General features: G+C 71.1%; 16 protein-coding genes, 1 rRNA gene and 2 riboswitches. Of the genes, 4 read left to right on the top strand and 13 right to left on the bottom strand.

Translation table 11 applies throughout. From position 1 onward, the window contains the following. The first annotated feature begins 96 nt into the window (after positions 1-96). A complete protein-coding gene (locus ACWC5C_RS39745) occupies positions 97-1,959 on the top strand; it encodes a substrate-binding domain-containing protein (RefSeq protein ID WP_450883843.1) in 1,863 nt (620 codons plus the stop codon). Positions 1,960-1,965: 6 nt separating this feature from the next. On the opposite strand, the gene ACWC5C_RS39740 is transcribed toward ACWC5C_RS39745, so the two are convergent. Next, on the bottom strand, positions 1,966-3,468 hold the full coding sequence (locus ACWC5C_RS39740; protein ID WP_450883841.1) for a glutamate--cysteine ligase: 1,503 nt from the start codon (positions 3,466-3,468) through the stop codon (positions 1,966-1,968). Positions 3,469-3,926: 458 nt separating this feature from the next. Here ACWC5C_RS39740 and ACWC5C_RS39735 point away from each other — a divergent pair, with 458 nt between their 5' ends. Together ACWC5C_RS39735 and ACWC5C_RS39730 are read left to right on the top strand one after the other, a co-directional pair. Further along, positions 3,927-4,514, top strand: coding sequence for a hypothetical protein (locus tag ACWC5C_RS39735; RefSeq protein WP_385437621.1), 588 nt, complete (start codon positions 3,927-3,929; stop codon positions 4,512-4,514). A gap of 267 nt (positions 4,515-4,781) precedes the next feature. Then, positions 4,782-4,988: a DUF5999 family protein gene (locus tag ACWC5C_RS39730; protein WP_385437646.1), complete on the top strand. Its 207-nt coding sequence runs from the start codon at positions 4,782-4,784 to the stop codon at positions 4,986-4,988. A gap of 94 nt (positions 4,989-5,082) precedes the next feature. Here ACWC5C_RS39730 and gcvP read toward each other — a convergent pair whose 3' ends face one another. Next, complete coding sequence (gcvP, locus tag ACWC5C_RS39725) at positions 5,083-7,989, bottom strand: aminomethyl-transferring glycine dehydrogenase (protein ID WP_450883838.1); 2,907 nt, start codon at positions 7,987-7,989, stop codon at positions 5,083-5,085. 61 nt (positions 7,990-8,050) lie between these two features. Beyond that, positions 8,051-8,178: riboswitch (glycine riboswitch) on the bottom strand. Further along, a riboswitch (glycine riboswitch) is annotated at positions 8,179-8,276 on the bottom strand. A 143-nt stretch (positions 8,277-8,419) separates the two neighbouring features. Here gcvP and ACWC5C_RS39720 point away from each other — a divergent pair. Further along, positions 8,420-8,737: a PRC-barrel domain-containing protein gene (locus ACWC5C_RS39720; RefSeq protein ID WP_039936641.1), complete on the top strand. Its 318-nt coding sequence runs from the start codon at positions 8,420-8,422 to the stop codon at positions 8,735-8,737. Here the strand turns inward: ACWC5C_RS39720 and ACWC5C_RS39715 are convergent. The 11 genes from ACWC5C_RS39715 to rrf all read right to left on the bottom strand — a co-directional run. Further along, entirely contained in the window at positions 8,713-10,230 is a 1,518-nt protein-coding gene (locus ACWC5C_RS39715; RefSeq protein WP_450883836.1) for a DNA polymerase IV, read from the bottom strand. The genes ACWC5C_RS39720 and ACWC5C_RS39715 overlap by 25 nt on opposite strands. Positions 10,231-10,289: 59 nt before the next feature. Further along, positions 10,290-10,916, bottom strand: a complete 627-nt coding sequence (locus tag ACWC5C_RS39710; RefSeq protein WP_450883834.1) for a MerR family transcriptional regulator — start codon at positions 10,914-10,916, stop codon at positions 10,290-10,292. A 168-nt stretch (positions 10,917-11,084) separates the two neighbouring features. Beyond that, entirely contained in the window at positions 11,085-11,558 is a 474-nt protein-coding gene (locus tag ACWC5C_RS39705; RefSeq protein WP_009713203.1) for a bifunctional nuclease family protein, read from the bottom strand. Between the two features lie 52 nt (positions 11,559-11,610). Continuing rightward, complete coding sequence (gene ftsR, locus ACWC5C_RS39700) at positions 11,611-12,372, bottom strand: transcriptional regulator FtsR (RefSeq protein ID WP_450883831.1); 762 nt, start codon at positions 12,370-12,372, stop codon at positions 11,611-11,613. A gap of 21 nt (positions 12,373-12,393) precedes the next feature. Further along, a complete protein-coding gene (locus ACWC5C_RS39695) occupies positions 12,394-13,248 on the bottom strand; it encodes an FHA domain-containing protein (protein WP_450883829.1) in 855 nt (284 codons plus the stop codon). A 133-nt stretch (positions 13,249-13,381) separates the two neighbouring features. Then, positions 13,382-14,434: a DUF881 domain-containing protein gene (locus ACWC5C_RS39690; RefSeq protein WP_450883827.1), complete on the bottom strand. Its 1,053-nt coding sequence runs from the start codon at positions 14,432-14,434 to the stop codon at positions 13,382-13,384. A gap of 920 nt (positions 14,435-15,354) precedes the next feature. Then, a complete protein-coding gene (locus tag ACWC5C_RS39685) occupies positions 15,355-15,687 on the bottom strand; it encodes a small basic family protein (protein WP_014058688.1) in 333 nt (110 codons plus the stop codon). Next, on the bottom strand, positions 15,684-16,622 hold the full coding sequence (locus ACWC5C_RS39680; RefSeq protein WP_450883825.1) for a DUF881 domain-containing protein: 939 nt from the start codon (positions 16,620-16,622) through the stop codon (positions 15,684-15,686). Before ACWC5C_RS39680 ends, ACWC5C_RS39685 begins: the two co-directional genes overlap by 4 nt. Positions 16,623-16,739: 117 nt before the next feature. After that, on the bottom strand, positions 16,740-19,235 hold the full coding sequence (locus ACWC5C_RS39675; protein ID WP_450883823.1) for a sugar phosphate nucleotidyltransferase: 2,496 nt from the start codon (positions 19,233-19,235) through the stop codon (positions 16,740-16,742). Positions 19,236-19,344: 109 nt separating this feature from the next. Continuing rightward, entirely contained in the window at positions 19,345-19,953 is a 609-nt protein-coding gene (locus ACWC5C_RS39670) for a CDP-alcohol phosphatidyltransferase family protein (RefSeq protein WP_385437633.1), read from the bottom strand. 149 nt (positions 19,954-20,102) lie between these two features. Further along, positions 20,103-20,167 (bottom strand): 5S ribosomal RNA (gene rrf, locus ACWC5C_RS39665); the annotation flags it as partial.

The following is a 20,167-nucleotide window of genomic DNA, read 5'->3' as shown; positions in this document are numbered from 1 at the left end:
CACATCCGAGATCGCGCACGAGCAGGCTGGGCCGGGCGCCATCCGCAGGCGCGCCGTCCCTCCCGCCGGCGTCATCTTCCAGGAGAGACAGATCGCATGGGACGCCACAGCCAGCCAGAAGAATCCGACGATCCCGACTACTCCGGCATATTCGATGCCATGGACCGCGCCGACCACACCGGTCACCCGGGCCACAGCGAGCGCATCGATCACTCCGCACCGGACAATACGGGGTCCAGACCCGGCGCGTCCTCCCGACGCCGGACCGTGGCGATCTCCACAGCGCTGGTGCTCGCCGTCGCGACCGGTGCCGTGGTGGTCTTACGCGGCGGGCTGCTGCCGTCCGCCGAGTCCTGCCGGAGCGATGCGGTACGGCTCTCCGTGGCCGCGTCCCCGGACATCGCCCCGGGCTTACGCGCCGTGGCCGACCGCGCCCGGAAGGCGGGCATCCGGTCCGATGGCCGCTGTCTGGACGTGAAGGTCACCAGCCGCCCAGCGTACGAGGTGGCGAACGCGCTCGGCAGGGTGGACCGCACTCCGGGGTTCCAGGTGTGGGTGCCGGACTCCAGCGTCTGGGTCGAGCGCGCGACCACCTCCCCGGTCAGCGCCGCGCCCCTGGACACGCTCGGCGGGATCGCCTCCTCCCCGGTCACGGTCGCCACCACCTCCGCGGCCTCCGGACGGCTCGGCTGGCCGGAGAAGACGTACGACTGGGCGCAGCTGGCCGAGGCGGGAAGCGGCGACGGCAGCCCGCGGCTGGGAACCGCCGATCCGGCGCGCAGCGCCACCGGGCTGCTCGCCCTCGCCCGGATCAACGGGTCCATCGCGAAGGCGGGCGCGGGCGACGGGAAGGCCGCGACCGATACGCGCGCCGCGGCCAACGCCAAACTGCTGTCCCAGCGGGCCGCCACGACCGACGCCGACCTGCTGAAGACGCTGCCCCGGCGCGGCCAGGCGGTGGTCCTGTCCGAGCAGGCCGCCTTCGCGCACAACGCGGCGGCGGGTGACGCGTCCCGCCTCGACCTGTTCTATCCGAAGGACGGCACGGCCGAGCTGGACTACCCGTACACGGTGCTCAATGACCGTGAGCTGACCACCGTACGGGCGCGGGCCGCCACCCGCTTCATGACGCTGCTCACCGATCCGAGCGGCCGCCGGACCCTGCGGAAAGACGGCTTCCGGACGGCGGACGGCAAGGTCAGCGAGCCGGTGGCGCGGGCCGCGGGCGGCCGCACCCCGCAGCCGTACGCGGTGACGCCCGCCCCCGGGCCGTCCGCCCGGGAGGTGGAGGCGGCCCTGGGAATGTGGACCATCACCGTGCAGAGCGCCCGGCTGAACACGGTCGTCGACGCCTCGGCCTCGATGAGCGACCCGGTGCCGGGCCGGGCCGGACAGAGCCGGATGGACGTCACCAAGGCGTCGCTGCGGCAGGCCCTGACCCGGTTCAACTCCCAGGACGAGATCGGGCTCTGGGAGTTCTCGACCGGGCTGGACGACGACCGGGACTACCGGGAGCTGGTCGCGGCCCGCCGCCTCGGCGCGCAAACCCCGGACGGAACCGGCCAGCGCGACGCGCTGACAGCCGCCTTCGACGCGCTGAAGCCGCTCCCCGAGGGCTCGACCGGGCTGTACGACACCACGCTCGCCGCCTACCGGCAGGCCCAGGACACCTTCGTACGGGGCAAGTTCAACGCGGTGGTGATCCTCACCGACGGCGCCAACCAGGATCCGGGCAGCATCTCGCGCGCCGCCCTGGTCAAGGAGCTGAAGCGGCTGGTCGACCCGGACCGCCCGGTGCCCCTCATCGCCATCGCGGTCGGCCCGGACGCCGACCAGGCCGCCTGCCAGGAGATCGCCCGCGCGACCGGCGGATCGGCGCAGCGGGTCAACGACCCCGCGCAGATCAACACAGCCATGCTCAAGGCGATCGTCGCCGCCGGAGAGGCGGGCGCGAACTGATCCAGGTCACGCCGACAGGTCGGCGGGCCAGGTGTGGACGGGCGCGTCGGTCCGCATCAGGGCGCAGTAGCGGCGGGTCATCGCGGCGAGCGCGGCGTCCCGCCCCAGCCCGCTGTCCCGCGCCCGGTGGTACGTCGCGGCCTGCCAGGACGCGCCGTTGACCCGCAGGGCGCAGCGCTGCTCGATCACCCCGAGGTAGCGGTCGCGGTCGGCGGGCTCGACGCCCCAGGCGTCCAGCCCGGCGGCGGCCAGCGGCAGCAGCTCATCGAGCACCAGCCGGACGGCGGGGGTGCGCGCCAGGGACGAGGACCGGCCGGGCTTCGGCCATTGCAGAACGGTGTCGATGCCATGGCGGCACGCGGCGTCGAAGTTGGCCGCGGCGGCGCTGAACGGCAGCCGGGTCCACACCGGGCGGGGCTCCTCGGCGAGCGCTCTGACCAGCCCGTAGTACAAGGCGGCGTTGGCGATGACATCGGTGACGGTGGGGCCCGCGGGCAGTACCCGGTTCTCCACCCGCAAATGCGGTACGCCGTCCACGACTTGGTAGACGGGCCGGTTCCAGCGGTAGATCGTGCCGTTGTGCAGCACCAGCTCCTGGAGGTCGGGCACGCCGCCCTCGTCCAGGATGCGCAGCGGCTCCTCGTCGGCGCCGGTGGACAGCAGCGGCGGGAAGTAGCGCAGGTTCTCCTCGAAGAGCTGGTACGCGTCGGTGATCCAGCGCTCGCCGAACCAGGTGCGCGGCCGCACCCCCTGCGTCGCGTATTCCGGTGCGCGTACGTCGGTGGCCTGCAGGAACAGCGGCGGACGGGACTCGCGCCACACCTCACGGCCGAAGACGAAGGGGGAGTTGGCGCCGATGGCGATCTGCACGGCGGCCACGGCCTGCGCCGCGTTCCACACGGCGGCGAAGCGTCCGGGGGTGACCTGGAGGTGCAGTTGCACGGAGGTGCAGGCGGCCTCGGGGGCGATGGTGGCGCTGGCGTAGCTGATGCGCTCGCGGCCCTCGATATCGATGAGGAAATCCTCGCCGCGGGCGGCCAGCATCTGTTCGTTGAGAAGTTTGTAGCGGTCGTCGTAGGACAGGTTGGCCGATCCGAGATCCCGGGCGGCCAGGGTCGGCAGAATTCCGATCATCACGATCTCGGAGGACACCTCGCGCGCCTTGCGGTCGGCATATGACAGTCCCGTTCGCAGCTCTTCCGAGAGCTGGTCGAGAACCCGCCCGTGCAAACGATGCGGCACGATGTTCACTTCAAGATTGCACTGTCCGAGTTCGGTCTGGAAATCGTGACTCGCGATGCGCTCCAGAACCTCTGTGTTCATCATCCTCGGCAGCCCGTCGGCGCCTGCGAGATTCAGCTCGATCTCCAGCCCCATGAGATTCTTCGGGCGGTCGAATCGCTTGTCGGCCAGGAGCCGGGACAGCGCGTCGAGGCCCTCCCGCAACCGCCCGCGCTGCCGCTGCCGACCCGACGGATCGAACTCACCGGCTACGACCTTCTCCCCCATCGGAGCTACCTCCTTGAGTGGATCATCAGCGCCCGCACCGCGCACACCACGCTCGATGATGCCCGCCAATGTGATCGATAACGCCCCGCGCACCCCGCCCAGCCGGTAGGCTCTCAACAGTGGCGCATTGCTCCAGAAAAATGGAGCGGTAGGATCCAGCCTACCGCGACGGACGTAAACCGCCAGGTCATATCCGTGCATCAGGCACCGAATCGGGGGAAATCCCCGCGCCCGCACGGACCGGAAATCACCTTGTGCGCAATATCGGGGACAGCTAGCCGAAACACGGCCGGAACATGTGTCGTATAAACTCGCTTTACGAGGCAGAGAGATAACGCCCGGACATCTCGTCCCGGCCCCCTCTGACCCGCGTACCGAGCTACGTACACCGACAGCGCGCGTCCATACCCTGGCCCGCTATCGCTCCACCGTGTCTCCGAAGTGAGAGGCGACCCACCATGCCGCTGCTCGTGCCCCCGGCCCCCGCGCCCGCCCTGCGCAGCGTCCTCACGGCCCTTGGTTCCCCCACCGCTGTCCGTGAGGTCCGTACCCCGGCACTCAGCTCCCTGTCCGGCCCCTTCGAACCCGAACTCCCGCTCCCCGTCCACGTCCTGGACGGCATCACCACCCCCGTCGGCCCGCCGCGGGTCAGACTCACCGGCTGGCGCTTCATGCTCCGGGACGACGACCGCACGGTGGCCGCCGCGGAGGCCAGGCTCACCGCCGACGGCTGGGCCTTCTCGCACTTCTCCGAGGGTCCTTACGTGGCCTCGGCCGAACTCGCCCTGCGCCAGGCCGAGTCACTGCCCGCCGCGTACCAGCCACGGTTCCTGTCGATCCCCGAGCTGTACATGGTGGCGCTGTGGCTGCACGGCGACCCCGCCGCGGACGCCGCCGAGGGCGGTATCGAGGCCGGGGACCTGCTGGTGCCGCTGGCCCCGGCGCCGCCGGGCATCGCGGCCCACCACCCGCACCCCGCGGCCGATCTGCTGCCCGTCCTCACCCATCGGCTGACCCCGGCTCCGCTGCTGGGTTCCCCTGCCTGACCTGCCCCTTCCCTGACGGATGGCGCGCCCCGTGGCCCAGCGGGCCACGGGGCGCCGCGCTACGGGCGGGTAACAGTCCCGCCAGGGTCAACCGTCCGGTCGGGTGATGCGTCATCATCTAGCGAGACCGGTGCCGCGAAATCCCTGCGGAATCCTTGCCGCAGGGCAACACTGGAGCAACCAACCGACACTCAACGGGGGGCGGCCTACATGAACGCCGCAGCGAGCAGCAGGACATACACCTCACCGCAGCGAAAGAACCTCGCCATGTGCCAGCATCAACCAGCGTGCCCGTCAGCCGACTCCGCCGACCGGGAGGCCGCCCATCTCGTGGCGCACCATCCGGAGCAGGGCTGGAGCCTGCTGTGCAACGGTGTCCTGCTCTTCGAGGACACCGGTGAGCTGCTGCCGGACGGGCGCGTCATCGCCCCGTGCCGACCGCTCGCCACCGAGCACGTCGTGACCGCCGCCTAGGACTGACCACCTCAGCGGCGATTGGCAATTATCAGGGGCCGGCCCGGCGAGCACCCGCCGCACCGGCCCCATCGTTGTGTTCAGCTCGTTGTGCTCAGCTCTCGTACGACTCCATCGGCGGGCAGGAGCAGACGAGGTTCCGGTCCCCGAACGCCCCGTCGACCCGCCGCACCGGCGGCCAGTACTTGTCGGCGGCCGAGACCCCGGCCGGGAAGACCGCCTCTTCCCTGGTGTACGCGTGGTCCCACGCCCCGCTCAGCGCGGCGGCCGTATGCGGCGCGTTCCGCAGCGGGTTGTCGTCCTTGGTCCACTCGCCCGAGCCGACCTTGTCGATCTCCGCGCGAATCTCGATCATCGCCTCGCAGAACCGGTCCAGTTCCGCCAGGTCCTCGCTCTCCGTCGGCTCGATCATCAGCGTCCCGGCGACCGGGAACGACATCGTCGGCGCGTGGAACCCGTAGTCGATCAGGCGCTTGGCCACATCGTCGACCGTGACCCCGGTCGCCTTGGTGAGCGGCCGCAGGTCCACCACGCACTCGTGCGCCACCAGCCCGCCGGGCCCGGTGTAGAGCACCTGGTAGTGCGGTTCCAGCCGCTTGGCGATGTAGTTGGCGCCGAGCACCGCGGCCTGCGTGGCGTTGCGCAGCCCCTCGGCGCCCATCAGCCGGACGTACGCCCAGGAGATCGGCAGGATGCCCGCCGAGCCCCACGGCGCGGCCGACACCGGGCCGACCCCGGTGGCCGGGCCCGCGGCGGGCTGCAGCGGGTGGTTGGGCAGGTACGGCGCGAGGTGCGCGCGCACCGCGACCGGGCCGACGCCCGGACCGCCGCCGCCGTGCGGGATGCAGAACGTCTTGTGCAGGTTCAGATGTGAGACATCGCCGCCGAACCGGCCGGGCTCGGCCAGCCCCACCAGCGCGTTGAGGTTGGCGCCGTCCACGTACACCTGGCCGCCCGCGTCGTGCACGGCCGCGCAGATCTCGGTGATGTGCTCCTCGAACACCCCGTGGGTGGACGGGTAGGTGACCATGAGGACGGCCAGCTGCTCGCCGTACTGCTCGATCTTGGCGCGCAGGTCGGCGGCGTCCACCTCACCGTCCTCGCCGGTCTTGACGACGACGACCTTCATGCCCGCCATGACCGCGCTGGCCGCGTTGGTGCCGTGCGCGGAGGACGGGATCAGGCACACCGTGCGCTGCGGCTCGCCGTTCGCCCGGTGGTACGCCCGCACGGCCAGCAGCCCGGCCAGCTCGCCCTGCGATCCGGCGTTCGGCTGGAGGGAGACCTTGTCGTAGCCGGTGACCTCGGCCAGCCGCTCCTCCAGCTCGCGGATCAGCGTCAGATAGCCGTGGGCCTGCTCGATCGGCGCGAAGGGGTGCAGCGCGCCGAACTCCGGCCAGGTGACCGACTCCATCTCGGTGGTCGCGTTGAGCTTCATGGTGCAGGAACCGAGCGGGATCATGCCCCGGTCCAGGGCGTAGTCCCGGTCGGACAGCCGCCGCAGGTAGCGCAGCATGGCGGTCTCGGAGCGGTACTGGTGGAAGACCGGGTGGGTCAGGTACGTGTCCGCGCGCAGCAGCTCCGCGGGCAGCGCGTCGGCCGCCGAGGCGTCCAGCTCGTCGATGTCGGGAGCGCCGCTTCCGTCTCCGCCGTCGACACCGAAGGCGGACCACACGGCGGCCAGCTGGGCGCGGCCGGTGGTCTCGTCGCACGCGATGCCCACGTGGTCCGCGTCGGTCAGCCGGAGGTTGACCCCGGCCTCCCGGGCAGCGGCGACGACATCGGCCGCCTTGCCGGGGACGCGCGCGGTGAGGGTGTCGAAGAAGGCGCCGTGCGCCACGTCGACGCCGCCCGCCCGCAGCCCCTCGGCGAGGACGGTGGCGTAGCGGTGGGTGCGGCGGGCGATGCCCGCGAGCCCGTCCGGGCCGTGGTAGACCGCGTACATTCCGGCCATCACGGCGAGCAGGACCTGCGCGGTGCAGATGTTGCTGGTGGCCTTCTCACGGCGGATGTGCTGCTCACGGGTCTGCAGCGCGAGCCGGTACGCCTTGTCCCCGTCGGCGTCCACCGACACCCCGACCAGTCGGCCGGGCAGGCTGCGGGCGTGGGCGGCGCGCACGGCCATGAACCCGGCGTGCGGGCCGCCGAAGCCCATGGGCACACCGAACCGCTGGGTGCTGCCGACCGCGATGTCCGCGCCCAGCTCACCGGGCGAGGTGAGCAGGGTGAGCGCGAGCAGGTCGGCGGCGACGGTGACGATCGCGCCGAGCGCATGGGCCCGCTCGATGACGGGGCGCGGATCGCGGACCGCGCCGGAGGCGCCCGGGTACTGGAGCAGCACGCCGAAGACGCCGCGCTCGGCGATCTCGTCCGGGATGCCGTCGCTCAGATCGGCGACCACGACCTCGACGCCGGTCGGCTCGGCGCGGGTCTCGATGACCGCGATGGTCTGCGGCAGACAGTCGGCGTCGACCAGGAAGACGCCCTGCTTGACCTTGCCGACGCGCCGCGACAGCGCCATGGCCTCGGCGGCGGCCGTGGCCTCGTCCAGCAGCGAGGAACCGGCGGTCTCCAGGCCGGTCAGATCGGCGACGACGGTCTGGAAGTTGAGCAGCGCCTCCAGGCGGCCCTGGGAGATCTCCGGCTGGTACGGGGTGTAGGCCGTGTACCAGGCGGGGTTCTCCATGACGTTGCGCAGGATCACCGGCGGGGTGAAGGTGCCGTAGTAGCCGAGCCCGATCATGGACGGCAGCACCTGGTTGCGGTCCGCGAGCGCGCGCAGCTCGGCGAGGACCTCCGCCTCGCTGCGGGCGGGCGGCAGCCGCAGCGCCTCGGCGCTCTTTATGACCTCGGGTACGGCGGCGGCGGTCAGCTCGTCGAGGGAACCGAACCCGACCTGGGCGAGCATCTTGGCCTGCGCTCCGGCGTCGGGGCCGATATGCCGCTGCTCGAATGGAGTACCGCGCTCCAGATCGGCGAGCGAGATGCGGTGGGTGGTCATCAGCGGGGGCCTCCTGGTCAGCACGACCGGCGAGGGGCACCGCGGCGCGGGTGCCCGGACGGCCTCCCCCTCTGTCATCTCAACCTGAGAGCTTCACCGGTCCGCGTGTGGCCTGACCGGCTTTCACCGTCGGTGAGGAGGGGTTCCGGAGCTGTGCTCCCCGTGGCCCACCCTGCTTTCCAGAGTGACCTCACCCGCGCGGTACGTGTGCCTGAGAGATTCCGGGGAGGATTTGCTCCTTCGGCGCCCCCGACACCATTGTCGGAGGACTCTCCCGCACGGGGTCTGCAGCCACAGCCAGCGTACCAGCGCGTCTACGGGCGGGAGGGGTTGGTCGCCAGGTGCTCGAGTGGCCGCGTACGGGGATGTGGCTTTTGGTAGGTATCACTGGATCACCGCCATCTGATCGTCGCCACCTGTGGGAGAGAGCGTGCAGACGGACATCGACCCGCGGACCCTGATCGGCCGCAAGGCATTCGACCGCGAGGGCGCCAAGATCGGCACCGTGGACGAGGTCTACCTCGACGACGCGACCGGCGAGCCCGAGTGGGCGGCGGTACGCACCGGCCTGTTCAGCCGGGACGTCTTCGTACCGCTCGAACCGAGCGAGGTCGTCGGCGACGCGCTGCGGGTGCCGTACGACCGGGCGCTGATCAAGGACGCCCCGGACCTCGGCGTCGGCCGCCACCTCTCCCCGGAGCAGGAGCTGCAGCTGTACCACCACTACGGCCTGGACGTCACCGGCTGACCCCGCCCCTGGCTCCCGCCGGACCCGCCCGGCCCCTGACCGGCACCCGGACCGCCGCCCGGCACTCCGGCCGACGCCTCCGCCGCTTCCGGGGGCCGTACGAGCGGCAGCGGCTCGCCCGGCTCCAGCTCCGGGTCGTCCACCGCGAACGTCCGCACCCGGCCGGGCCCCGACCAGGGCAGCTCGAACCGTATGGTCACCCGCCCCACCCCGCTCCCCTGCACCCAGCCCGCCCCGAACTCGGCGTGCCGCACATCGGCCCCCGGCAGCCAGGCCCGAGGCCTCTCGGCGGCCTCAGCGGGCTCTGAGACGCCTGGGCTCTCCGGCTCCGGCACCTCGGAGCCGGGAGGCCTTCCCAGGGCCTCCACGGCGTCGTGAGCGGCTTGCGCGGCCTGCGCGGCCTGGGCCTCGTGGGCGGCCTGCGCGGCCTGGGCGAACAGATCCTCCTGCGTGTAGTCCGCGAGCCCCGAAACGCCCACCCCCAGCAGCCGCACCCCCGCCGTGGTGTCCACCCCGTCGATCAGCCGCGCCGCGGCCTCCTTGACCACGCCGGGGTCGTCGGTGGGCCCGCGCAGGGTCTCCGAACGGGTCAGCGTCGAGAAGTCGTACCGCCGCACCTTGATCACGACCGTACGGCCCGAACGGCCCGCCTCCCGCAGCCGCCGCACACAGCGGTCGGCCAGCCGCGCCACCTCCAGCTGCACCCGGGTGCGGTCGGTCAGGTCGACGTCGAACGTGTCCTCCACCGAGATGGACTTGGCGTCCCGCTCGGCGACCACCGGCCGCTCGTCCCGCCCGCTGGCCATCAGGTACAGCGATGTGCCGTGGGCCCGGCCCAGCAGCCGGACCAGCTCCGCCTCGCCCGCCTCCCGCGTCTCGGCGACGGTGTGGATACCGGCGCGGCGCAGCGCCTCCGCGGTGGCCGGGCCGACGCCCGGCAGGGTGCGCACCGGCATCGGGTCCAGCAGCTCCCGCTCGGTGCCGGGCTCGATGACCGCCATGCCGTCCGGCTTGGCCTGCTCGGAGGCGATCTTGGCGAGCATCTTGGAGCCCGCCAGCCCCACCGAGCCGGTCAGCCCGGTCACGGCCCGGATATCGGCCCGCAGCCGCTCCCCCACGGCCCGCGCCGCCTCCACCCGGGCCTCGGTGCCGCCCGCCTCCAGGTCCACGAATGCCTCGTCCAGGCTCAGCGGCTCCACCAGCGGCGACAGCTCCCGCAACAGCCCCATGACCTGGTCGCTGACCCGGCGGTAGAGGGAGAAGCGCGGGGTCAGATACGCCGCGTTCGGACAGAGCCTGCGGGCCTGCGCCATCGCCATGGCCGAGTGCACCCCGAACACCCGGGCCTCGTACGACGAGGTGGACACCACCCCGCGCGGCCCGAGGCCCCCCACGATCACCGGTTTTCCGCGCAGGCTCGGCTTGGATGCCTGCTCCGCCGAAGCGTAGAAGGCATCCATGTCCAGATGGAGAATCGTCGGCGCACCCCTCACATGTCCGATGCTGCCGCACGCCACTGACAATCGGCGCCCGGCGCGGGGTGGGAGCGCTCTCAGCCCGCCCGGTTGCGGCGCCGGGCGAGTTCGTCCGCGGGGTTGTGGCCCACCAGCGTCTCGCCGGTGTCCACCCGCTCGCCGTGCAGCTGGGACAGCGCGCTCTCCACGTCCCGCCACACCACGCCCACGGCGATCCCGAAGACGCCCTGACCGCCCTGGAGGAGGTCCACGACCTCGTCCGGCGAGGTGCACTCGTACACCGTCGCGCCATCGCTCATCAGCGTCATCTGGGCCAGATCGTCCAGGCCCCGGGTGCGCAGGTGCTGGACGGCGGCGCGGATGTTCTGCAGGGACACACCGGTGTCCAGCAGCCGCTTCACGATCTTGAGGACGACCACGTCCCGGAAGTTGTACAGCCGCTGGCTGCCCGACCCGTACGCGGGCCGCACGCTGGGCTCCACCAGGCCGGTGCGCGCCCAGTAGTCCAGCTGGCGATAGGTGATGCCCGCGGCCGCACACGCGGTGGGCCCGCGGTAGCCGACCGTCTCCGTACCCCCCGCGGCGGGCTCGCGTGGTGCCGTGGGCTGTGCCGCGACCCGAGCCTTCAGTACCGGATCGGCCGGTGCGCCCCCCTGGAGCGCATACGGACCGCCGGCTGCCGTGCCGTCGCCGGTGCTTCTCACGCCGACCTCCGTCCTCGACCTGCCTTCTCGAAGGTAGGCAGTCACCCGGGGTGCGTCAACGATCGCCACACTCGGCACGCCGAGTGATAATCACCCTGAGAGTGGTTTCCCGTGTCCCTCGTCCGGGAAAGGCTACTCGAATGCGCTAGCGAGGACCGGCAGACCGCGTCACTGGCTGCTGCTTCCGAAGTCCTCGGGCGAGATCTGGTCGAGGAACTCGCGGAACTTCTCCACCTCGTCCTCCTGCTCGTCCGGGATGGCGATACCGGCGTCGTCGAGCACGCCGTCGCTGCCGTAGATCGGCGTCCCGGTGCGCAGCGCGAGCGCTATGGCGTCGGACGGCCGCGCGCTGACCTCGACACCGCTGGCGAAGACCAGCTCGGCGTAGAAGACCCCCTCCCGCAGGTCCGTGATCCGGACCTCCGTGAGCGTCTGGCCGACCGCTTCGAGTACGTCTTTGAAAAGGTCGTGGGTCAGCGGGCGTGCCGGAGCCATGCCCTGCTGTGCGAAGGCGATCGCGGTCGCCTCCCCTGGTCCGATCCAGATAGGGAGGTAGCGATCGCCTCCCACTTCACGCAGGAGCACGATCGGTTGGTTGGAGGGCATTTCCACCCGGACACCCACGACGTCGAGCTCGTTCACACAGCAACCCTAGGACGTGCCCGGCCGGTTTGGATAGTCGGGGCCGGATCGGTCAGTGGGCGGCGGCCCGCAGCGCCGACTGGACCAGGGCCGCGTGCAGCCGGACGGAGAGCGTCGCCAGCTCGCGCGCACTGGCCTCCGCATGCGCTCTGGTCTGCGGATTCCGGTGCAGCCGCAGCGGTGCGACCACCTGCTCGACCAGCCCGGCCTCGCGCTCGGCGGCCGCTTTCATGATCCGCAAATGACGTGGTTCGAGGCCGAAGCGGCCCAGCTCGGCGAGCAACCGGGCGACCGTCACCGCCTCGACGTCATAGCCGCCGTCGCCGCCGTGCGCGATCAGTCCGTACGACTCCCAGTCGGCCAGCTCCGCCTCGCTGACCTCGGCGGACGCCAGCAGCTCGGCCCGGCCCAGCCGGGCAACGGTCGGGCGCTCCAGCGACTCCTGGGCGCCCGGCTCCAAAAGCTCACGCGGCCGCGCTCCCGGCGAAACGGCAGGAAGCTGCGGCCGCTCACCCCGCTCCAGGGCCTCCAGGTGCTCCCGGATGACCTTGAGTGGCAGGTAGTGGTCACGCTGCATGCGGAGGATGAGAGCGAGCCGCTCCACATCCTCCTGACTGAACTTGCGGTAGCCCGACGGCGTACGCCGCGGCTCCACCAGCCCTTCGGCCTCCAAGAAGCGGATCTTGGAGATGGTGACTTCGGGGAACTCATCCCGCAGCAGATTCAGCACGGCGCCGATGCTCATCGACCGGCTGCCCGGACCGCCCGCGGGGGCGGTGCCGGTACCGGCACCGCCCGACGGTGTCTGAAGCATGGACGGACCTCCCCTGACGGGTCAGATGCCGACGCCCCGCTGGCTCGGGTAGAAGACCAGCCGGTACTTACCGATCTGCACCTCGTCGCCGCTGGTCAGGACCACCGGCGCGTCGATCTGCTCCCGGTTGACGTACGTCCCGTTGAGGCTGCCGACATCGGCGACCGTGAAGCTGCCGTCCTGGCCGCGCCGGAACTCCACATGGCGGCGGGAGACCGTCACGTCATCCAGGAAGATGTCGCTCTGGGGGTGGCGGCCGGCCGTGGTCAGATCGCTGTCCAGCAGGAAGCGACTGCCCGAGTTCGGCCCGCGGCGGACCACCAGCAGCGCGGAGCCCAGCGGCAGCGCCTCCACGGCGGCCTGGGCCTCCGGGCTGAGCGAAGGCAGCGGCGTCTGCCCGGTCACCTCGGAGTCGTACGCCTCGATGCCGGAGATGGAGATCGTGGAGGTGGTCTCCGAGGCACGCTCCGAGGGCGCCTGGCCCCGCAGCGGCGCACCGCAGTTGGAGCAGAACCGGCTGTCCTCCGCGTTCCGATGCCCGCACCTCGTACAAACAGGCACTCCGGGACCTCCACCACTCCGCGAGGCCGATGGGTCCTCGAAACCTATGCGCCCGGCCGCCGAGGGGTCAACAGAAGACGCGCCCTGGCCGCCCGAAATGTCACCGCCCTGGCCGCCGATCTGATCCCGGAACAGCGGGCGCTCCTCGCTCCCCCCTCCGCTCTCGTCCGCAGCACGCCGTGCGCGGTGGCGGGCGGTGCCGCTCCCGCCATCCTGGCGTGCACTCTTCCCGAACAACTTCCCGAACAACTTCACGGGCGATTCCCCTTGACTGAAACAGACCCGCCCGTGGGGCAGGACAAACCCTCGATGCACACACCAGCAGACGGTCCGGACATCCTCACAACGTCCGTGACCACCAGACAGTTTCCATCACGCGCGACTCTTCTGGTGCGTCGACCCCCCGCATCCACATGGTCTCGCCGAGAGACCCTCATATCGAACCGCCTCACCGTGATGACGACCGAGCGTAGTCAGGGCGCTTCCCTGACCGCAAGGCGTCCACAACGATCTTCTTCTCCCGCTGGACGGACACGGTGGCCTGCTCCTTCTCCAGACTCTGCACCACTCCGCCCGGAATGTTCAGCGCCGGCTCCAGATCCTCCGGCTTGCCGATCACCTTCACGACGTACGGCTGCGTCACTTTCCGTCCATCGATCGCGACCGAGCCGCCGTCGTCCGAGAAGTAGGAGTTGGCGACCACCCGCACGGAGCCGATCTGGATCGCCTCGGCGCCCGCAGCGCGCAGCTCCTGCACCGTGTCGAGCAGCATGTCGGCCTCCACGGAGCCCCGGGAGTCGTCGATGGTGATCGTGATCCCCGGCCCCTGCGCGGCGACCGTGCCCGCGAGCACGCCCAGCTGCTGCTCCTTCTGGAGCGTCTGCTTACGGGCCTCCTCGGCCTGGTCCGAGCTGTTCTCCAGCTCGGTGCGCTGATTCTCCAGGCGGCGCTTCTCGTCCTGCAGCCGCTGGGTACGCGCGTCCAGCTCGTCCAGGATCCGCACCAGGTCCTCCTGGCGGGCCCCGCGCAACACGCTGTTCTCGTTGGTCGAGCGCACCTGGATGGCCAGGCCCAGACCCAGCCCGAACAGCAGCACGGCGACGATCAGCTGCGCCCGGGTCACCCGGGGCGGCCATACGCCCTTCAGCAGGCGCTGCCGACCGGTCAGCGCCTCCTCCTCCGCGCCCCCGGGCTTCCCGCCGCCGGGCACGTACCCGGCGGGCGGCCCGCCCTCGGCCGGACGCCGCCCTGCGGCACCCGGGCCCGGGCCCGGCCCCTTGGGGGGCTGGCCCTGCGGAACCGGCCCGCGAGGCGGAGCGTTCTGCGGCATCGGGGACCTGAGGGCGGGGCGGGGCCCGCCCGGCCCACCCTGCGCGCCCGCGCCGGGACGCCTCGCCTGGGGCGCCGGGGGCTGCGACGGGGCGGCCTTGCGCCGCTCCGCCGCCTCGGGGTGCTCGGGCTTCCCGCCCGCCCCCGCGCGCTTCTCCGGCGGCTTGGGCACCGAAGCCCCGGCCGCCCCACGCTGCGTGGGTGCCCCCTGCTGCCGCCCGGGCCCGCCAGGCCGCCCAGGTGCGCCCTCCTGGCGCGACTGCGCGGCCCGCTGAGGCGCACCAGGCCGCTCGGGCCCGCCGGGGCGCTGGGGTACGCCCTGCTGCCGCGGCTTCGCGGACTGCTCGGGCCCACCCCGCTGCTGCGGCTTCCCGGCTCGCCCGCCCGCGCCAGGCTGCCCAGGTGCGCCCTGCTGACGCGGCTGCCCGGGCCGCGCAGGCCCGGCAGGCCGCGATTCGCCGGGCCGCTCGGCCGCACCGGGTCGCTGGGGTGCGCCCTGCTGCCGCGGCTTCGCAGACTTCTCGGGGCCACCCTGCTGCTGCGGGCCAACGGACCGTCCAGGCGCACCAGACCGCTCGGGGGCGCTCCCCTGCACCGCATCACCCGGCCGCTCGGACGCAGCCGGGCGCTCGGGCGATGCCTGCGTCCGCGGCTTCGCGGACTGCTCGGGGCCGCTCGCCCGCGCCGAAGCGCCGGGCCGCCCGGAGTCGCGCGGGCTCTCCGCCGTAGTCCGCTCGTCGGTCGACGGGGACTTCTCGGCCGCTTCCGGCCGCTCTCTCTCCGGGCCGTCCGGGGACCCGCCGGGCTGCTCAGGCGCGGCAGGCCGCTCTGGTTCGCTCCGCTGTGCCGAAGCGCCGGGCCGCTCGGAGTCACGCGGCGTCTCCGCCGTGTCCCGCTCCTCGGCCGACGCGGCCGACTGGCCCTTCTCGGCCTGCTCAGGCCGCTCCGGCCCGCGCTGCGTCTCAGGCGCCTCAGTCCGCTCGGCCTGCTGAGGCGGGTTCTGGAGCTGCCCAGACTTACCGGCTCGTTCCGGCTCACGCGGCGTCTCGGGCCGCTCCGGCTTCTCGGGGGTGTCGTCAGTCGTCATCGGCCTCACGCCCGGAACACATGCCGACGGATCGCGGCAGCGTTGGAGAAGATGCGGATACCGAGGACGACCACGACCCCGGTGGACAGCTGGGCGCCGACGCCGAGCTTGTCACCGAGGAAGACGATGAGCGCGGCCACCACCACGTTGGACAGGAACGAGACGACGAAGACCTTGTCGTCGAAGATCCCGTCCAGCATCGCCCGGAAGCCACCGAACACGGCGTCGAGCGCCGCCACGACGGCGATCGGCAGATAGGGCTCGACCACCGTCGGCACCACGGGTCGGACCACCAGTCCGACCACGACTCCCACGATGAGGCCCAATACGGCGATCACGATGTGCCCTTCCCTGTTTCGGTGCCACCCTTACCGGCGCCGCCGGTTATGGGTTCTGCGCTGCGTACGATCAGGCTCGGCGCGGCCGGAAGCCGGACCGTGTCCTGGGCGGTAATGCTCGTGCGGATGTCGTAGTTCTCCTGCAGCACATGCAGGTACTGCCCATCGGCACTGTCCTGGAAAGCGGTGCTCAGCCGCTGCCCGTCCCCCACCGCGAGCACGGTGTACGGCGGCGCCAGCGGCTTGTTGTCGACCAGTATGGCGTCTCCCGCGGCCCTGATCGCCGAGAGCGCCGTCAGCCGCTGTCCGTTGATCGCGACGGCCTCCGCACCGGACTCCCACAGGCCGTTGACGACGCGCTGCATGTCGTGGTCGCGTACCCGCCCCGTATCGGAGAAGTCGTTGCTCTCCCGGGGGCCGCCGCCGCTCCCCGACGTGGACTCCTTGGCGTCGTCGACCGTCAGCTTGACGCCGGGACCGGACACCGCCGTCGCCCCCGAGAGCAGTGCCACCAGGTCGCCCTTGGCTCCCCCGTGCTTCTGCAGCGCCTGCCGCTGCTTCTCCCCCACATCGCCGCGGAGCCGGTCCACGCTCTTGGCGAGCCCGTCCGCCTTCGCGTTCCCCGACTCGATGCGGTCGATGAGTTCGCTTCGCTCCTTGGCCAGCGTCGGTGCCGATATCCGGGCCTCGGCGGCCCCGATGGTGACCACGACCGCCACCATCACCAGGCCCAGGGCCATCGTCAGCCTGCCGCGCAGGGTGCGCGGCAGGCGGGACCGGCCGGTCTCGCCACGCCGCTCGGCCGCCTCGGCGTAGCCGTCGTCGAGGCTGTGGTCCATCACGTTGGTCAGCAGCGACATGGACGCGTCCGGACGCGGACGCGGGCTCGGTGTTGTTGTGCTCCGAACGGGGGGCTGCTGCGACATGCCGCACATCGTCGCACGTCGGCGGCGCCGTCTCCCAATGGCCCCACCGGCGTGCCGGATCCGGGCCAGGGAGGCGGCGCCCCAACGTGTTCAAACGGGTTCAAGAGCCGCCGGAAGACCCCAGGATCAGCGGCCCGCGCTGTCCACGACACCGGCCCACTCGTCGAGCAGCGCCTGCGCGGACGCGTCGTCCGGGCCCTCCGCCCACAGGTGGGTGACGGCCTCGGCCGGGTCGGGCAGCACCATCACCCAGCGGCCGTCGGCCTCCACCACCCGCACTCCGTCGGTGGTGTCCACGGACCGGTCTCCGGCGGCCTCCACCACATGCCGCATGACCAGGCCCTTGACCGCCCACGGGGTGGCCAGGTCGCGCTTCTGCACATGGGCCCGCGGAATCCGCGCGTCGATCTGGCTGAGCGTCAGCTGGGTGCGCGCCACCAGTCCGATGAGCCGGACGAAGGCGGCCGTACCGTCGAAGACGCTGCTGAACTCGGGGATGATGAAGCCGCCCCGGCCGTCGCCGCCGAAGATCGTCGTCTCCGACCGGGCGACCCGGGTCAAGTCGTCCGCTGCGGTCGTCGTCCACTCCACCTGGGTGCCGTGGTACGCGGCGACCTGCTCGGCGATACGGGTCGTGGTCACCGGCAGCGCCACCCGCCCGCTGCGCCGCTCAGCGGCCACCAGGTCCAGCATCACCAGCAGCGCCCGGTCGTCCTCCACGATGCGGCCGCGCTCGTCCACGAGGGAGAACCGCTCGCCGACGGGGTCGAAGCGGACGCCGAAGGCCGCGCGGGCCGACGCGACGATCTCGCCGAGCCGGGCGAGCCCGGAGCGGCGGCCGTCGGCGGTCTCGGTGGGGCGCGACTCGTTCAGCCCCGGGTTGATCGTCAGCGCGTCCACGCCGAGCCGCCCCAGCAGGCTGGGGAGGACGAGCCCGGAGCTGCCGTTCGCCGCGTCCACCACGACCTTGAGGTCGGACTCGGCGATCCCGCTGACGTCCTGGGCCCGCAGCAGGGAGCCGGTGTACGAGTCGAAGACGCTCGACGGGAAGCTCAGGTCGCCGATCTCGCCGGGGAACGCCCGGCGGTACTCCTGGCGCGCGTACACCCGGTCCAGCTTGCGCTGGCCGCCCGCGGACAGGTCGGCGCCGCGCTCGTCGAAGAACATGATGTCCACGGAGTCGGGGACGCCGGGGGACGTACGGATCATGATGCCGCCCGCGCTGCCCCGGGCCGTCTGCTGGCGGGCCACCGGCAGCGGCACGTTCTCCAGGTCCCGCACGTCGATGGCGCTGGTCTGCAGGGCGGAGATCATGGCCCGCTTCAGGGCGCGGGCGCCACGGGAGTGGTCGCGGGCCGTGGTGACCGTGGAGCCCTTCTTGAGGGTCGTGGCGTACGCACCGGCCAGCCGCACCGCCAGCTCGGGGGTGATCTCCACATTGAGGATCCCGGATACGCCCCGGGCCCCGAAGAGATGGGCCTGTCCCCGGGACTCCCAGATGACCGAGGTGTTGACGAACGCGCCCGCCTCGATGGTCTTGAACGGGTAGACCCGCACGTTCCCCTGGACGATCGATTCCTCGCCGATCAGGCACTCATCGCCGATCACCGCGCCGTCCTCGATACGGGAGGCACGCATGATGTCGGTGTTCTTGCCGATCACACAGCCGCGCAGATTGCTCTGCTGACCCACATAGACGTTGTCGTGGACGACGGCCTTGTGCAGGAAAGCCCCGGTCTTCACGACGACGTTGGAGCCGACGACGGTGTGCTCCCGGATCTCGGCACCGGCTTCCACCTTGGCGTAATCACCGATGTAGAGCGGGCCACGGAGCACGGACTCGGGATGCACCTCCGCGCCTTCGGCGACCCAGACTCCGGGCGAGATCTCGAAACCGTCGAGTTCGACGTCGACCTTCCCCTCCAGGACGTCGGCCTGGGCCTTCACATAGCTCTCATGGGTGCCGACGTCCTCCCAGTAGCCCTCGGCGATATAGCCGAAGATGGGCTTGCCCTCCTTCATGAGCTGCGGGAAGACATCTCCGGACCAGTCGACGGGAACATCCGGCTCGACGTAGTCGAAGACTTCGGGCTCCATGACATAGATGCCGGTGTTGACCGTGTCCGAGAAGACCTGGCCCCAGGTGGGCTTTTCGAGGAAGCGCTCGACCTGGCCCGCCTCGTCGACGATGGTGATTCCAAATTCAAGCGGATTGGGGACGCGGGTCAGGCAGACCGTGACCAGCGCGCCCTTTTCCTTATGAAAATTGATCAGCTCGGTGAGGTCGAAATCGGTCAGGGCATCACCCGAGATCACCAGAAAGGCATCGTCCTTGAGCGCCTCTTCCGCGTTCTTGACGCTGCCCGCGGTGCCGAGCGGCTTCTCCTCGTTGGCGTAGGTCAGCTCCATGCCGAGCTCCTCGCCATCCCCGAAGTAGTTCTTGACCAGAGACGCGAGGAACTGCACGGTCACCACGGTCTCGGACAGGCCATGCCGCTTGAGCAGCCGCAGCACATGCTCCATGATCGGCCTGTTGGCCACGGGCAGCAGCGGTTTGGGCATGGTCGCGGTCATCGGGCGCAGACGAGTTCCCTCGCCCCCTGCCATTACGACGGCCTTCATGTCGGAAGCGTCCTCCTCGAAAGAGACGACGGTCATGCCGACCGCGCACGCCCGATGGCCCAAGAAATCGCTACGGGCACCCGGTGCTGGGTTGCCCACGACGGCGAACTCAGTCGGCCGCGGCGTCCGCCTTCACCAGCCGGCGGACCTGAACCACGTAGAGGACTCCTGCCCACCAATAGAGTGTTGTACCCCATCCGGCGAACGCCCATCCGAAAATAGCGGCGGTCGTGTGAAGCGGGCCGCTTCCATCACTCAGAAGGAGCAAGGGGAAGGCGTACATGAGGTTGAACGTCGCCGCCTTGCCGAGGAAGTTCACCTGGGGCGGCGGATAGCCGTGCCGCCGCAGGATCCACACCATCGCGACGAGCAGCACCTCGCGGCCGAGGAGAACGATGGGCAGCCAGAGCGGGAGGATGTCCCGCCAGGTGAGGCCGATGAGCGTGGACAGAATGTAGAGCCGGTCGGCGGCGGGGTCCAGGAGGCGGCCGAGGCTGCTGATCTGGTTCCAGCGGCGGGCCAGCATGCCGTCCAGATAGTCGCTCACCCCGCTGAGCAACAGCACCAGCAGCGCCCACAGGTCACTGTTGGGCCCGCCGAACTCGGGCCTCAGGATCAGCCACAGGAAAAGCGGTACGCCGAAGAGGCGAGCGGTGCTGAGGATGTTCGGGATGGTGAGTACACGATCCGTCTGGACCCGTGTCTCCTGAACCTCCACCCGGGGGCCTCCTGTGAGGGAATCAGCCGATGATGCCCCATGACTCTACCGGTAGTGACGGCGGGGCCTCTCACCGGGGAGGTGGTGACATATACGAAAAAGGCCCTGTCGGGAGCTTGAAGCTCCCAACAGGGCCTTTTCCAATGATTGTTCGGCGGCGTCCTACTCTCCCACAGGGTCCCCCCTGCAGTACCATCGGCGCTGAAAGGCTTAG

The organism is Streptomyces sp. NPDC001700, from assembly GCF_053596435.1.
Note: the sequence above shows the minus strand (reverse complement) of the source record. Positions and strands in the feature narration are given on the sequence as shown.

Bases quoted from the DNA above. Each gene is read 5' to 3' on its own strand.
- ACWC5C_RS39675 (WP_450883823.1), bottom strand. From the start codon at position 19,235: ATGAAGGCCGTCGTAATGGCAGGGGGCGAGGGAACTCGTCTGCGCCCG.
- ACWC5C_RS39735 (WP_385437621.1), top strand. From the start codon at position 3,927: ATGCCGCTGCTCGTGCCCCCGGCCCCCGCGCCCGCCCTGCGCAGCGTC.
- gcvP (WP_450883838.1), bottom strand. From the start codon at position 7,989: ATGACCACCCACCGCATCTCGCTCGCCGATCTGGAGCGCGGTACTCCA.
- ACWC5C_RS39745 (WP_450883843.1), top strand. From the start codon at position 97: ATGGGACGCCACAGCCAGCCAGAAGAATCCGACGATCCCGACTACTCC.
- ACWC5C_RS39740 (WP_450883841.1), bottom strand. From the start codon at position 3,468: ATGGGGGAGAAGGTCGTAGCCGGTGAGTTCGATCCGTCGGGTCGGCAG.
- ACWC5C_RS39730 (WP_385437646.1), top strand. From the start codon at position 4,782: ATGTGCCAGCATCAACCAGCGTGCCCGTCAGCCGACTCCGCCGACCGG.
- ftsR (WP_450883831.1), bottom strand. From the start codon at position 12,372: ATGCTTCAGACACCGTCGGGCGGTGCCGGTACCGGCACCGCCCCCGCG.
- ACWC5C_RS39680 (WP_450883825.1), bottom strand. From the start codon at position 16,622: ATGTGCGGCATGTCGCAGCAGCCCCCCGTTCGGAGCACAACAACACCG.